11 protein-coding genes are annotated in these 12,868 nt (G+C 68.8%); 3 read left to right on the top strand and 8 right to left on the bottom strand.

Features of this window, described 5'->3' with window-relative positions:
* The first annotated feature begins 206 nt into the window (after positions 1 to 206).
* Complete coding sequence (locus IEX33_RS04415; protein WP_188727937.1) at positions 207 to 941, top strand: IclR family transcriptional regulator; 735 nt, start codon at positions 207 to 209, stop codon at positions 939 to 941.
* Here IEX33_RS04415 and IEX33_RS04410 read toward each other — a convergent pair.
* From IEX33_RS04410 to IEX33_RS04395, 4 genes are all read right to left on the bottom strand, one after another.
* Positions 938 to 2,242: an MFS transporter gene (locus IEX33_RS04410; RefSeq protein WP_188727935.1), complete on the bottom strand. Its 1,305-nt coding sequence runs from the start codon at positions 2,240 to 2,242 to the stop codon at positions 938 to 940. The two genes, IEX33_RS04415 and IEX33_RS04410, sit on opposite strands and share 4 nt — an antisense overlap.
* Before the next feature lie 243 nt (positions 2,243 to 2,485).
* On the bottom strand, positions 2,486 to 5,554 hold the full coding sequence (locus IEX33_RS04405; protein WP_188727933.1) for an AAA family ATPase: 3,069 nt from the start codon (positions 5,552 to 5,554) through the stop codon (positions 2,486 to 2,488).
* The gene (locus IEX33_RS04400) at positions 5,551 to 6,735 is read right to left on the bottom strand and encodes an exonuclease SbcCD subunit D (protein WP_188727930.1); all 1,185 of its coding nucleotides are present in this window, start codon (positions 6,733 to 6,735) and stop codon (positions 5,551 to 5,553) included. Before IEX33_RS04400 ends, IEX33_RS04405 begins: the two co-directional genes overlap by 4 nt.
* 53 nt (positions 6,736 to 6,788) lie before the next feature.
* Positions 6,789 to 7,670: an aquaporin gene (locus IEX33_RS04395; RefSeq protein WP_188727928.1), complete on the bottom strand. Its 882-nt coding sequence runs from the start codon at positions 7,668 to 7,670 to the stop codon at positions 6,789 to 6,791.
* A 160-nt stretch (positions 7,671 to 7,830) separates the two neighbouring features.
* Here IEX33_RS04395 and IEX33_RS04390 point away from each other — a divergent pair, with 160 nt between their 5' ends.
* Positions 7,831 to 8,940 carry an ADP-ribosylglycohydrolase family protein gene (locus IEX33_RS04390; protein WP_188727926.1) on the top strand — a complete coding sequence of 370 codons (1,110 nt, stop codon included), beginning with the start codon at positions 7,831 to 7,833 and terminating at the stop codon, positions 8,938 to 8,940.
* Here the strand turns inward: IEX33_RS04390 and IEX33_RS04385 are convergent.
* Both IEX33_RS04385 and IEX33_RS04380 read right to left on the bottom strand, forming a co-directional pair.
* Positions 8,921 to 9,400: a DUF4395 domain-containing protein gene (locus IEX33_RS04385; protein WP_188727925.1), complete on the bottom strand. Its 480-nt coding sequence runs from the start codon at positions 9,398 to 9,400 to the stop codon at positions 8,921 to 8,923. The two genes, IEX33_RS04390 and IEX33_RS04385, sit on opposite strands and share 20 nt — an antisense overlap.
* A 76-nt stretch (positions 9,401 to 9,476) precedes the next feature.
* The gene (locus IEX33_RS04380; protein WP_188727923.1) at positions 9,477 to 10,487 is read right to left on the bottom strand and encodes an exonuclease domain-containing protein; all 1,011 of its coding nucleotides are present in this window, start codon (positions 10,485 to 10,487) and stop codon (positions 9,477 to 9,479) included.
* Positions 10,488 to 10,569: 82 nt separating this feature from the next.
* Between IEX33_RS04380 and IEX33_RS04375 the strand changes: the two genes are divergently transcribed.
* Positions 10,570 to 11,346: a VTT domain-containing protein gene (locus IEX33_RS04375; protein WP_104184887.1), complete on the top strand. Its 777-nt coding sequence runs from the start codon at positions 10,570 to 10,572 to the stop codon at positions 11,344 to 11,346.
* A 90-nt stretch (positions 11,347 to 11,436) separates the two neighbouring features.
* On the opposite strand, the gene rdgB is transcribed toward IEX33_RS04375, so the two are convergent.
* Positions 11,437 to 12,096 carry an RdgB/HAM1 family non-canonical purine NTP pyrophosphatase gene (gene rdgB / locus IEX33_RS04370; protein WP_188727921.1) on the bottom strand — a complete coding sequence of 220 codons (660 nt, stop codon included), beginning with the start codon at positions 12,094 to 12,096 and terminating at the stop codon, positions 11,437 to 11,439.
* The gene (rph, locus tag IEX33_RS04365) at positions 12,093 to 12,851 is read right to left on the bottom strand and encodes a ribonuclease PH (RefSeq protein WP_104184889.1); all 759 of its coding nucleotides are present in this window, start codon (positions 12,849 to 12,851) and stop codon (positions 12,093 to 12,095) included. Before rph ends, rdgB begins: the two co-directional genes overlap by 4 nt.
* Between the last annotated feature and the right edge of the window lie 17 nt (positions 12,852 to 12,868).

Below are 12,868 nucleotides of genomic sequence, written 5' to 3'. Positions count from 1 at the left end.
CGGAACACGGCCTTCCGGAACTTTCTTGCGCGGTTGGCAGAAGAGGCTTGCCTCTCCATGGCGCCCGCTGCCCGGAATCCGGCGCCCGTGGACTCCCCGACGCCCGAGTTCTATATTTGGAATGCCGTTTCTTATTCAGGACGCGAACCCGGGTAACCGGCCCGGTCTCGGGGCGTCGCCCATACCCGCAACCTAGGATGGACACCATGAATCCCACCGCCGCAGCCCAGGCCGGAGCAGCGCCGGCGCAGGCTTCCCCCTCCCAGACCCTGTCGCGGGGAATCCGTGCCCTGGAGATCTTGGCGGCAGCGCCCGGGCCGCTCACCATCGCGGAACTGGCGGATGCCATGGGCGTGCACCGCTCGGTGGCCTACCGGATCCTCCGTACCCTGGAGGACCATTCACTCCTGGTGCGTGACGACGCCGGCCGGGTCCAGCCGGGGCCCGGGCTTGCGGTCCTCGCGCGCGGCGTTTCCCGCAACCTGCAGGCTGCCGCACTGCCGGAACTGACGCAGTTGGCCAATGCCCTGGATATGACGGCCTTCGTCGCGGTCTGGGACCACCATGACTGCATCACCCTGCTCACGGTGGAGCCCCGGCATTCCGGTGCCACTGTGGCGCAGCATCCCGGCACCCGCCACCCCATCAACGCCGGCGCGCCCGGGATCGCCATCCAGTCCGCGCTCACCGAGGCGGAATGGGACCGGCTGGCCACGGGCATCCCCTACCGCCCCGAGGCTGCCGAAGCCCGCCGCAACGGCTATTCGGCCAGCCACGATGAGGTCATTGCGGGAGTTTCCTCCCTGGCCGCGCCTGTCAGGGTTCCCGGCGGCCGCCCTGCTGCGCTGGCGGTCGTCTATATCCGCTCATCCCGTGATCCCGCGGCGGTGGGAGCCGCGCTGGTTGAGAGCGCGGCAAGGATTGAACGGCAGCTGGCCTAGGGCTTCCGACGAAGAACGACGGCGGCTCCCGCTCCCAGCAGCGCCAGCCCCGACGCTGCGCAGACCGGGACAAGGAAGGCCGCCGCGTAGCCGTGGGTTTCGGCAAGGTGGCCGCCCAGGGAAGACCCCAGAGCCGTGCCCGCCACGATGCCGCTGGCCAGAGCCGTCATCACGGTCCCCCGACGGCCCGCAGGAGCCACAGTCCCGCCAACAGCGAAAACCGTGACCATGACCGGGCCCACCGGGAGGCCCAGGATCAGCAGCGCCGCCACCATCGCGGGCATTGAAGACGGCAGGAGCAGCAACAGGGACAGCGCAGCCATCAGCGCGGCGCACAGTACCCAGCGCCGGGCCAGGCCGAAGCTCTGCGGCCAGTACGCAACGGACAGTGCGGCCACCGCCGAGCTCAGCCCCATGACGGCATACAGCAGGCCGGCTGCCTCAGAGCCTGCAAACCCTGCCGAGAAAGAACTCAGGGCGGTCTGGGTGGAACCGAAGAACGTCCCCATGCACACCATGGCGAACACGGGCAGGGCTACCGCCGCCGGGAGCCTTGCGGCCCGTGGCTGTGGACCGGCCGGCACCTGCCCACCCCTGGCGGGCCTGCTGGGCGGAATTGCCCGGTGCGTCCGGTGTACCGCAAAGGCGGGAACGAGGGTGATGGTCAGTGCAACCGCCACTGCGAGCGGCAGCCAGGGCGCCAGCAGGCTGGCCAGGATTCCCACCAGGGCGGGGCCCAGGACAAAGGTCACCTCATCTGCGGTGCTTTCGTAGGAAAGGGCGGTGTCCAGGTCCCGTGTTTGGTCCGTGGCCGAGCCATGGGCGGCCAGGGCCATCCATCGGACCCTGGCGAGCGGACCCACCTGGGGGCAGCTGGCACCGGAGACGAAGGAGGCGACAAGGACCGCTGCGGGGACACCCGGGGATTCCGCGGTGGCCCACACAGCCAGGATCAGGGCCACCACGGCAATGCTGTTCAGGAGCGCAGCGATCAGGAGCACGGGGCGCTGTCCCCGCCGGTCGGCAAGGGACCCCAGAACCGGCGCGCCCACGGCTGCACCGATACCCACGGCGCCTGCCGCCATCCCTCCGAGCGCGTACGAGCCACTGGCTGACGTGACCAGGGTCAGTGTTCCCACCGTCAGCATGGCCAGCGGCAGCCGCGCAAACAGGCCGAGGGGTATAAAGGCGCGGCCGGCAAGAAGGGGAAGCCTGGCGAAGCGGCCGCGGGAGGCTGCCGGGGTTTTTCCCGGGGCGGGTGGAGCAGCGGCGGCTGTGGCCGGTGCCGGAGGCGAGGGCAACTCTCCTGCGGCGGGGCCGGCTACGTGCGTGTTGGCTGGTGAAACGGGTGAGTTCAATTCCGGGCTCGTTCATGTCGTGCGCATCGTCCCTCCTCCCGATGCGCGCAACCCGGTAACAAGGCAATTATACCGGCGCTTACGTATCTGGCCCGCAGCGCAGCCCGCCGGTTGTTGTGGCCGTACGGTCATCTGGCGCCTCTGCGCCGTCAGGTCACAGCGCAGATTGGCTAGAGGAGCGCCCGGTCACACCGGCACGTCCGCGCCGTCCGATATCCGGAGGGTGGAGCCGTTCCGGCCCTTGAGCACTTGGAGCTGGGCGCCGATCCGCTGCTTCATCTCTGCGACATGGCTGACCAGTCCCACCACGCGGCCGCCGTCCCGCAGCCCTTCCAGGGCGTCCATCACCTGTTCAAGGGACTGCTCGTCCAGGCTTCCGAATCCCTCATCGACAAACAGGGTTTCAATTTCCACTCCGCCTGCCTCCTGCTGGACAACGTCCGCCAGGCCAAGTGCCAGCGACAGGGAAGCCATGAACGACTCCCCGCCGGACAGGGTGGAGGTGTCCCGGCGGAACCCGGTCCACTGGTCCACCACTTCAAGTCCAAGCCCCGATTTTGCTCCGCGCGCGGCCTTGGCGTCGGTGTGCTGGAGCAGGTAGCGGCCATCGCTCATGGCCACCAGCCGTTCGGAGGCGGCCACGGCAACCTGCTCCAGGCGGGCGGCCAGGACATAGCTGTTCAGGCTCATCCGGTAGTTGTTCTCGCCCCGCCCGGCCGCAGCATCAGCCAGCCCGGCCAGCATCTGAGCCCGCTCTGCCGGCTGCCGTGCTGAGCCTGCCAGGTCTTCGTACTCAGCACGGATGCCGCGCAGCGAGGCGAGGCACCGGGCGGCCATCCCGGCAGCCAGGTCAGCATCCCGGGCATCCTGGAGGGCCTGTGCCGCAGCTTCACGCAGGGCGTCGAGCCGTGCCCCGTCCATCTCGTAGCCCGCGGACTTCTCCTCCAGCGCCAGCAGGACGTCGTCGGACGCGAACAACTCCTCCACTCTTGCTTCCTCGTCCTGGGCTGCCCGCACCCCTGCCTCGAGCGCAGCCGCCTCATCGGCGTCGAGCAGCTGCTCACGAGCCTCACGAGCGGATGTGAAACCGGCAGCAGGCAGGGCCAGTTCCAGTTGCTCCACTGCCTCCGCTGCCTGGGCCTCCATCCTGTCGAGGTGCGCCTGCGCCTCAACCGCCTTGTTGAGCACTGTCACCGCGGTCTCCAGCGCACGCAGCCGCTGGGCCAGGCTGCGGTGGGTACCCCTCAGCCCGGCCAGCGCCTGGTCCAGGGCCGAGGATTGTTCGGACACGTCGGCAAGTGACGCCGCGGTCCGGGCCAGGTCGCCTTCGGTACCGGTGCGGGATTCCTGGGCGGCCGCCGCTGCGGTCTCGAGTTTGCCGAGCCGCAGCCTGACTGCTTCCAGTTCCTTAACTGCCCCATCGGCGTCGGCGGCTGCCCGGCGCGCACCCTCCGCCGCGCTAAGGGCCTCGTCCTCCGCGGTGTCCCCGCCCTGCCCGGCGAGGACCGCCACCAGCTGGCTGGCCTCCCCCAGCTCGCGGGCCACCCGGGCAAAGGCGGCTTCCGCTGCTTCGTGGACCAGCCGGGCTTCTTCCTCTTCCTGGGCAAGTTCCGGGCCACCGGAGCTCCCCGCGGCCGGGGCGGGATGGTCCGGGCTGCCGCAGACGGGGCATTGTTCCCCGTGGACCAGCTTGGCAGCCAGCTCGGCAGCGGCATTGGCCAGCCGCTGCTCCCTCAGGTCCAGCCAGCGGCGTTTCGCCTCCAGCTGCCGGTCACGGCATTCGTCATGGCGGACCTTCACCAGGTCCCGGGCTGCAACGGCGGAGCCGTAGCGCCTGACCACGTCCAGCAGTTCCTCCGCTGCTGCAGCTTCCTTCCGGCGCAGGGCTGCAGTGGCCGCATGGTGTTCCAGGTCCTGCAGCCCGTCCTGGAGACGGCTCCGCTCGTCCGTCAGATCCTTGGCGCGCTTGCCGGCTTGTTCCAGGTCCGCGGCAAGTTCCTCATGCTTCCCTAGCAGGCTGCTGTGGCGCTTCCGAAGGGCCTGCAGCCGGTCCTCGTCGGGCAGCCTGGCCTCGACCACGGCCAGGAGGGAGCGCAGCCGGCCCAGCTCGGTTGCAGCTCCAGCGGCAGGTCTTGCGGCATCCGCGACGGGGCCTGGCGCTAAGTGGAGTTCCAGCTCCGCCAGTTCGGGGTCCTCCCCAGCAGCCAGGCTGAGAAGGGTGAAGGCCGACTCCACGGCGGTAGCGGCGCTCCGGGCTTTGGCGGCACTGGCATCAACGTTCCGCAGCTGCCCCTGCAGGACCTCGGCCTTCCGGTGCCGGGCCAGCCGGAGGAGATGATCGCCAAGCAGCTGCGCGCCCTGCTCCACCGCCAGTTTCCGGGCTGCGGCGGAATCGAGCTTCCGGCGCCGGTCGGCGCGAAGTGTTTCGGCTTCAACTGCGTTCCTGCATTCGGTGCTGGCGGCCCCGGCCCGTCCTGCCTGCGCCGTCAGCTCCTCACGGCGGGCGGCCACCGCTTCCTCCAGCCAGCCGAGCCGCGCCTCGGTGTTCTCCGGGGAGGGAGCGCTGGAGCTGTCTAGGCTGAGGCGCGCAGCCTCGGCCTCCGCGCGGGCTGCCAGGAGTTCGAGCCGGCCCGCAAGGTGGGACACCTCATCCTTTGCTGCCTGCGCCTGGCGGGACAGCTCCTGCTCCACCGATTCAAACCGCTCGGTACCGAACAGCTTTTGCAGGAGTTCCAGCCGGTCCGTGGCCTTGGAACGCAGGAACGCGGCAAAATCTCCCTGCGGCAGCATCACCACGCGGGTGAACTGCTCGCGGTCCATGCCCAGCAGCGCCAGAATCTCAGCGCCTGCCTCGTCATTCCGGGCGGACTTGTCCGTCCAGGTCCCCCCTGTCCGTTCACGCAGCAGGGTCTTGGCCTGCTGGGTGGTAAAGCCGTTCTTCCCCCGGGCGCTCGGTTTGTCCCAGGCCGGGGACCGTGTCACTTCAAAGCGGCGTCGCTGGGCCGAGAACTCGCAGGTCACGGCGGGTTCCTGCGCCGGGTCCGCATGGTCGCTGCGGAGCCGCTTACCGTCCTGGCGGGCTCCCGGGACGGAACCGTAGAGGGCAAAGCAGATGGCATCCAGGACACTGGTTTTCCCGGCACCCGTGGGGCCGTTGAGCAGGAAGAGGCCGTGTGCGCTGAGCCGGTCGAAATCAATCTCCTCGGTGCCGGCGAAAGGGCCGAACCCCGAAATCTGCAGGCGGTGGATCCTCATCGGGAAGCCTCCAGGAGGCGGACGTTCTCCAGCGCGGCTGCGAGTGCCGCTTTTTCGGCGTCATCGGGGACCCTGCCCCGCACGTGGTCCAGGAAGCCGCAGCATACCGAGAGGTCGTCGGGTGCCTCGGCGAGCCTGCTGCTGTAGCTGGAAGCGGCCGCCGGGGTTCCACCCTCGGGGTCGAAGCCGAGGACCAGCGTGTCCGGGAACCGGGAACGGAGCCGTTCCATGGCCCGGGCTGGACGCTGGGCGTCTGTCAGCGTGACCTGGCAGTAGGCTGCTTCGGCCCACTGGTGCTCGGGCAGCTGAAGCAGCTCTTCCAGCGGACCGCGCAGCACGGCCAGCGCCCGGGGCGCTTCCCACAGGACTTCCTGCACGGAGCTGACACCTTCAGCTCCAACCTCCACGAGCCAGCCGCCCTTCCGGTGTGTGGCTTCGGAAAAGGAATACGCCAGCGGCGAGCCGGAATACCGGACCTGCGGAGACAGTGCCTGGCGGCCATGCAGGTGGCCCAGCGCGGTGTAGCTGAAGCCATCGAAGAGGTCCAGCGGTACGGCTCCGACGCCGCCGATGCTGAGGTCGCGTTCGCTGTCCGAGCTGATCCCGCCGCTGGCAAACGTGTGCGCCAGGACCACGGAGTGGACGGCGGCGGACGCTGAACGCCGTTCGATATCCTCCCGGATCAGCGCTGTTGCCGCCCGGGTGACCTCGAAGTGGCTGGCAGTCTCCACCCCGAGCTGTTCGGCGACAAGACGGGGCTCGAGCCACGGTATGCCGTAGATGGCCAGCACAGCGTCAGCTGGGTGGCCGTCAGGGGCATCGCCCAGGGGCATCAGCAGCGGCTGGTCCAGGCTCTCGACCCTGGTCCGGAGATGGACTCCCCCGCGTTCCAGGAGGCGGGAGGCGAAACCCAGGCGGATGGCGGAATCATGGTTGCCGCTGGTCAGCACCACCTGTGCGCCCGCAGCTGTCAGGCGGACCAGGGCATCATCCAGCAGGCGCACCACATCGACTCCGGGAAGGGCACGGTCATAGACGTCCCCGGCCACCAGGACGACGTCGACGCCGAGCTCAGTGACCGTGCGGACCAACTGGTCAACGAAATCCCGTTGGGCATCGAGCATGCCAACGCCGTGGAAGGACCGCCCCAGGTGCCAGTCCGATGTATGTAGTAGCCGCATGTTTCTAAGCTATCGGCTGCCACTGACAGCAGGCGCAACCGCCGCGTTCACCGTCAGCCCCGTTTGCCGTCAAAGAATTCCTGGGCTTCGCTGGATCCGGGTTCGGCCGTTTCGGCGGGCTCCCCTGCCTCATTGGCTGCTCCGGTCCCGGCCTGCACAACGGCACCGGTACCAGCAGCTCCGATGCTCCGGAAGACCAGCCCGGCAATTGCAGCCCCCAAGAGCGGGGCGGCCAGGAATACCCAGAGCTGCCCCACGGCCCAGCCCGAACTGAACACCGCAGACGCAACAGCGCGGGCAGGGTTGAACGGCAGGTTCCCTACCGACTGGCCCAGCTGCAGCAGCACCGCAAAGGTCAGGCCCACGGCCACGGGGGCCGCAGACCGGATGCCCCCGTCCCGGGTGTCCCTGCCGGACGTGCCCAGGAAGACCGCGACGACAATAGCGGCTCCGAGCATTTCAAGGAGCAGCACTGCCGCCAGCGGCGCCTGGATGATGGAGTGTTCGCCGAAGCCGGCAGTCACGGTGTCAAATGCGGTGCGGCTGTCCGCGATGCCCGGCAGGGTGCGCAGGATCCCGTAAAGCGCTAGGGCTCCTGCGAGTCCCCCCGCCAGCTGGGCGCCCACATAGGCGGCCGCAGCTCCGGCCCTGATCCGGCCCGCCACAAGGTGCCCCAACGTGATGGCGGGGTTGAAGTGGCCGCCCGAAACGTGCGCGAACGCCAGCATCGCGGCGGTCACGGCCAGGCCCGCGGCAAGTGCCGCGGGAAGGGGGCTGGAATCCGGAATGGTGAACAGGGGCACGCCAAGGCCGGCCACCACGATGAACAAGGTGCCGAACGCCTCGGCCCCCAGCCTGGGCAGGAGCCCCGGCCGGGCGGCCTCCGGGCCGCTGGGCACCAGGACGTCGTGGGGGGCGGGTACGGGGGAACTCATGGCGGGACCCTTTGGTAGGCAGAAGATGGCGGTGCTGCCGCCGGGCAACCCGTCCATTATTCCAGCCGACGCTGGACGTTTGCTGGTGCAGCGTATTTTGCGGAGTGCCGGGAGTGGGCGCGCGTCCCGGCATCGTCGGAGGCCGCGGTAAATTTACAGCATGAGCATTGAACCCGGCCCGTCCGTGCCCGCCCTGAAATCCCGCATCCATGGCTGCCTCCTCGGCGGCGCGCTGGGCGATTCCCTGGGCTACGCCGTCGGCGCGGGGTCGGTTGAGGAGATCCCGAGCCGCTCCGCCGGGCTTGGCATCACCGCATTCGGCCCCATGCCCGGCACGTTCTCCGACGAAACCCAGCTGACCCTCTACACGGTGGACGGGCTGGTTGAGGCCCTGGAATGGGCGAATTCGGGCGTGGGCGCGGATGTGAACGCCTGCCTGTGGCTCGCCTACCTCCGGTGGCTGGCCACCCAGGGGGAAGCCGCTCCGGCGTCGGCCCCCACACCGCAGCCCCGGTGGATTGACGGGCACGCTGTGCTCCGCCAGCGGCGGAACCCCAGCACAACCTGCATTTCCGGGCTGGCAACGGGTGAAATGGGCACCTCGGTCCGCCCCGTGAACCCCGAATCGAAAGACTGGGGCACCGTGGTGCGGTCAGCACCGTTCGGGCTGATCCCGCACATTGCGCCCGACGCCGTCTACAAGCTGAGTGCCGACGCCGCCTCCCTGACGCACGGGCACCCCGCGGCGCGCCAGGCTTCCGGAATCTTCAGCCTGCTGGTTCACCGGCTGGTTTCAGGTGAAGCCCTGCCGGAGGCCGCCTCCGCCGTAACCGCCCACGCCCACACCCTGGCGGGTGTGGCTCAAGAATTGCCGGAACGCCTGGAAGCCGCGCTCTCACTCGCCGCGAGGGGCGGAACCACGCCGGAGGAACTCACCGAGGCGCTCGGTGAGGGCCGGACCGCCGAGGACGCCCTCGCCGTCGCGCTTTACGCCGTGCTCGCAACTGTCCCCGGCACGGGGACGGCTGGCGCAGGGACGGACGACGACGGCACGGACACCCTGCCCGTCCGTCACTTCCGGGAGGCGGTGTCCCTGGCGGTGAGCCATGGCGGGCGAAGCGATGCCACCGGTTCCCTGGCCGGGAACATCCTGGGTGCCTACTACGGCGAGGAGTGCCTGCCCGCAGACTGGCTGGAGTCGCTGGAGGCGCCTGAGGCAATCCGCGGCATGGCCGGTTTGCTGGTGGGCGTCACGACCGCCGAAGGCTGATGTTGTTGCACGCCTCGCAGACGTCCTCCGGGATCAGTCCGCGGCGCTGCAGGAAACCGAAGACCACGCATCCCAGGCAGAATCCGGCAAAGGCTTCAAGTGACGCCGCCACGATCAGGACGCCCAGCACCGCCCACGCCGCAGGGGCCGCTCCGGCCACGAACAGGGCAAGGGCTGCTGTGGAGACGGCCGCCCCCATGCCCTGCGCAAAGCGCTTGGGCGGTCCGGGCACCAGTTTCACCCGTCCCAGCCGCGGGGTGATGACCTTGACGGACACCAGTGCCAGCGGCGAAATCCTCGGTCCGAAGAGCACGCGCAGCCAGAACCCGGCGGCGATGGCCAGCAGGCCCCACCCGGAGCCGATGGCAAGCGTGACAACCGCGAGTGCCACCACCAGTCCGGCAGTGACGCGGGCAGCGTACTCGTTGACCGGATTCGGGAAGGCGAACAGAGAGCTCATGTGCCAAGGCTAGGAGCGCTGGGTACAGGGGCAAAGGTTTGTTGCGCCCTGTGAAGAAGCGGCCGGACCGGGAGCCTCAGGCGATGGCTGCTGCCGCGAAGTCGCCCACCATCTGCAGGAACTCGCCTTCGGACAGTACTTCGATGGGCTGGCCGCGGTCATGAAGCTCCAGGACGCGCCGGGCTTTGCCGGTCAGCCGGCCGGAGCGGAGGTCGGAGGCAACAAAGCCGTCCCCCACCACCAGGACGGTGGTGCGCCCGGTCACCCGGCTCTCCGGCCGGGCGCCGACGTCGGCAGAGCGCCTTTTGGCTTCCGGGCGCCCTATGGACAGCTCCCCGGTGAAGACGACGGTCTGGCCGTACAGGGGGTGGCCCGGCTCGGCGTCGGGGTTGGGGAGCGGGTTGGCTCCCTCCTCCGGCCAGCCCGCCTGGAAGGGCCGGAGCGGCGCAGCCGTGCCGCCGCCGGCAGCGGCAAGGGCCGCGATGCTGGACTTGGACAGCCCGTCCGTGGCCGGGTCGAAAGCCTGCTGGCGCGGCATCACCAGCCCCAGCGACAGGTAGAGTTCGGCGATGCTGTTGGCCTGGTTCCGCCGGGCTATGTCGATCAGGATTCCCGCGCACGCCCGGGCGTCCTCGGCGGCGTCGTGGTGCTTCACCAACGGCACGCCGGCTTCCTCGGCGGCGAACGGCAGGGAGTTGGACACCAGCGAATAGCACCGCCGGGAAAGCATCACGGTGCACACATAGTCATAGGCGGGCCCCGGCAGGCCGGAGACCTCCAGGCCCGACCGGATCACGCCCAGGTCGAAGGCGGCATTGTGCGCCGCGAGGATGTCGTCGCCAATGAAGGCGCCGATTTCGGGGAAGAGTTCCCCGAAGCGGGGGTGCCCGGCCACGTCGTCAGCCCGGATGCCGTGGATCCGGACGTTGTGGTAGTCGAAGTGGTCGTGGTTCGGCGGAGGCCGCATCAGCCATGACGCCTCGTCCACGATCTGCCCGCCCCGTACTTTGGTCAGGCCAACCGCACAGGGAGAGCCCCGGAAGCCGTTCGCAGTTTCAAAGTCGATCGCCGTAAAGTCCAAACCCACGGCCCAACCTTACCGCCGGAATGCTGCCCCTCCATGCAGGCACAGCTCTGTCAAGTACCCTTGAGGGGTGAACTTTCCTGTGATGAATGACCTCGCCGTGTCCATGCTGGGCGGGGCAGGACCGGTGCAGCCCCAGCTCGCCTCCTTCCTGCCCGACTGGCTGAACCCCCAGGTCTTCCTGGCCGATCCCGCCCTGGCGCCGTGGGTGGTGCTGCTGGTCTGCGGCATCGTCTTCGCGGAGACCGGCCTGCTGGTGGGCTTCTTCCTGCCCGGCGATTCCTTGCTGTTCACAGCCGGGCTCCTGGTGGCCACGGACACCATCAAGTTCAACGTGTGGGTCTTCGCACTGCTGATCATGATTTCGGCCATCGTGGGCAACCAGACCGGCTACCTCATCGGGTCGAAGGCCGGGCCCGCCATCTTCAACAAACCCAACTCGCGCCTGTTCAAGCGGGAAAACGTGGAGAACGCGCACGCCTTCTTCGAAAAGCACGGCGGCAAGGCATTGATCCTGGCGCGCTTCGTCCCCATCATCAGGACTTTCGTCCCCGTCATCGTGGGCGTCGCCCAGATGAACAAAAAGAAGTTCTTCCTCTTCAACGTCATCGGCGCAGTGCTGTGGGGCGGCGGCGTGACGCTCCTGGGGTACCTGCTGGGCGACCGTATCCCGTGGGTCCGTGACAACCTGGACATCATCTTCATCGCGATCGTCCTGGTGTCCGTCCTGCCCATCGGCGTGGAGGTCCTCCGCGGCCTGTCCGCCAAGCGCCAGGCGAAGGCCTACGGTACCGACCCCGTGGAGGAGTTCATCGAGGAGCACGCCCCCGAGGACGAGCAGAAGACCCCCCGCCTCCCGTAATGTGCCCCTAAACCATCAAAGGTGTGCTCCCCGCCGCGGCGGGGAGCACACCTTTTTGGTTCACCGGCAGCTGTTAAACCTCTGCGTCTGTCAGGCCTCTGCCCGGCGCAGCGCCTCAACGATGGCCGGCAGCAACGCGCGGAAGGCCTTGCCGCGGTGGCTGATGGCGTTCTTTTCCTCCGCGGACAGCTCGGCGCAGCTGCGGTCCTCCCCCGCCGGCTGCAGCACGGGATCGTAGCCGAAGCCTCCGCTGCCCCGCGGCTCGCGGAGCAGCACGCCCTCCAGCTGTCCGTACTCCACCACCTCGTGGCCGGGCCTGCCGTTCGTGTCCGGCACAGCCAGCGCCGCCGCGCAGACAAAGGCCGCACCCCGGTGGATGTCCGGCACGTCTGAGAGCTGGCTGAGCAGGAGCCGCAGGTTGGCGGCGTCGTCGCCGTGGGTGCCGGCCCACCGGGCCGAAAAGATCCCCGGCGCTCCGCCCATCACGTCCACCGCAAGGCCGGAGTCGTCGGCAATGGCCGCCAGGCCGGTGGCCTCCGCAACGGCGCGCGCCTTCAGCAGCGAATTTTCGGCAAAGGTCACGCCGGTTTCGACGACGTCAGGGGCACCTGCCGCTGCCGCGTCCACCACCTGGGTGTCGACGTCGAGCCCCGGGACCTGTCCCCGCAACAGATCACGGAGCTCCCGCAGCTTGCCCTTGTTGTGGGTTGCCAGGACCAGGCGGGGAACAGCTCCGCCGGCCGGGTTCACAGCGTGTCCGCCAGGGTCTCCCGCTGGATGGCGGCGAGCTGCGTGGTGCCCAGCAGCGCCAGGTCCAGGAGCTGGTCCAGCTCGGCCCGGTCAAAGGGTGCGCCCTCGGCCGTTCCCTGCACTTCCACGAACTTTCCCGAGCCGGTCACCACAACGTTCATGTCGGTTTCGGCCCGGACGTCCTCGACATACGGCAGGTCCAGCATGGGCACGCCGTCGATGATGCCCACGGACACGGCGGCAATGGTGTCGATCAGGGGCTGGGCATTTTTTGCGATCAGCTTGTTGTCGCGGGCAAAGCGGATGGCGTCTGCGAGCGCGACATAGGCGCCGGTGATGGCCGCCGTGCGCGTGCCGCCGTCCGCCTGGAGGACGTCGCAGTCCAGCACGATGGTGTTTTCGCCCAGGGCCTTGGTGTCGATGATCGAGCGCAGCGAACGCCCAATGAGCCGCGAGATTTCGTGGGTGCGGCCGCCGATCTTGCCTTTGACGGATTCGCGGTCGGAGCGGGTGTTGGTGGCCCGGGGCAGCATGGCGTACTCGGCGGTGACCCAGCCGCGGCCTTCCCCCTTAAGCCAGCGCGGTACGCCTGCTGTCAGGGACGCGGTGCACAGGACCCGGGTGTTGCCGAACTCGATCAGGGCGGATCCCTCGGCCTGAGTGGACCATCCGCGGGTGATGCTGATGGGCCGGAGCTGGTCGGGGGCGCGGCCGTCGGCGCGCACGATGGGTACTGCAGTTGCTTCAGAAGTCATGCCTTTAGCTTATCGAC

Origin of the sequence: Pseudarthrobacter scleromae (assembly GCF_014644515.1) — a bacterium.
Lineage (GTDB): Bacteria > Actinomycetota > Actinomycetes > Actinomycetales > Micrococcaceae > Arthrobacter > Arthrobacter scleromae.
Note: the sequence above shows the minus strand (reverse complement) of the source record. Positions and strands in the feature narration are given on the sequence as shown.

What these genes read in the sequence shown, in the direction of transcription:
- IEX33_RS04415 (WP_188727937.1), top strand. Translation starts at nt 207, where the DNA reads ATGAATCCCACCGCCGCAGCCCAGGCCGGAGCAGCGCCGGCGCAGGCT.
- IEX33_RS04405 (WP_188727933.1), bottom strand. Translation starts at nt 5,554, where the DNA reads ATGAGGATCCACCGCCTGCAGATTTCGGGGTTCGGCCCTTTCGCCGGC.
- IEX33_RS04400 (WP_188727930.1), bottom strand. Translation starts at nt 6,735, where the DNA reads ATGCGGCTACTACATACATCGGACTGGCACCTGGGGCGGTCCTTCCAC.
- IEX33_RS04395 (WP_188727928.1), bottom strand. Translation starts at nt 7,670, where the DNA reads ATGAGTTCCCCCGTACCCGCCCCCCACGACGTCCTGGTGCCCAGCGGC.
- IEX33_RS04390 (WP_188727926.1), top strand. Translation starts at nt 7,831, where the DNA reads ATGAGCATTGAACCCGGCCCGTCCGTGCCCGCCCTGAAATCCCGCATC.
- IEX33_RS04385 (WP_188727925.1), bottom strand. Translation starts at nt 9,400, where the DNA reads ATGAGCTCTCTGTTCGCCTTCCCGAATCCGGTCAACGAGTACGCTGCC.
- IEX33_RS04375 (WP_104184887.1), top strand. Translation starts at nt 10,570, where the DNA reads ATGAATGACCTCGCCGTGTCCATGCTGGGCGGGGCAGGACCGGTGCAG.
- rph (WP_104184889.1), bottom strand. Translation starts at nt 12,851, where the DNA reads ATGACTTCTGAAGCAACTGCAGTACCCATCGTGCGCGCCGACGGCCGC.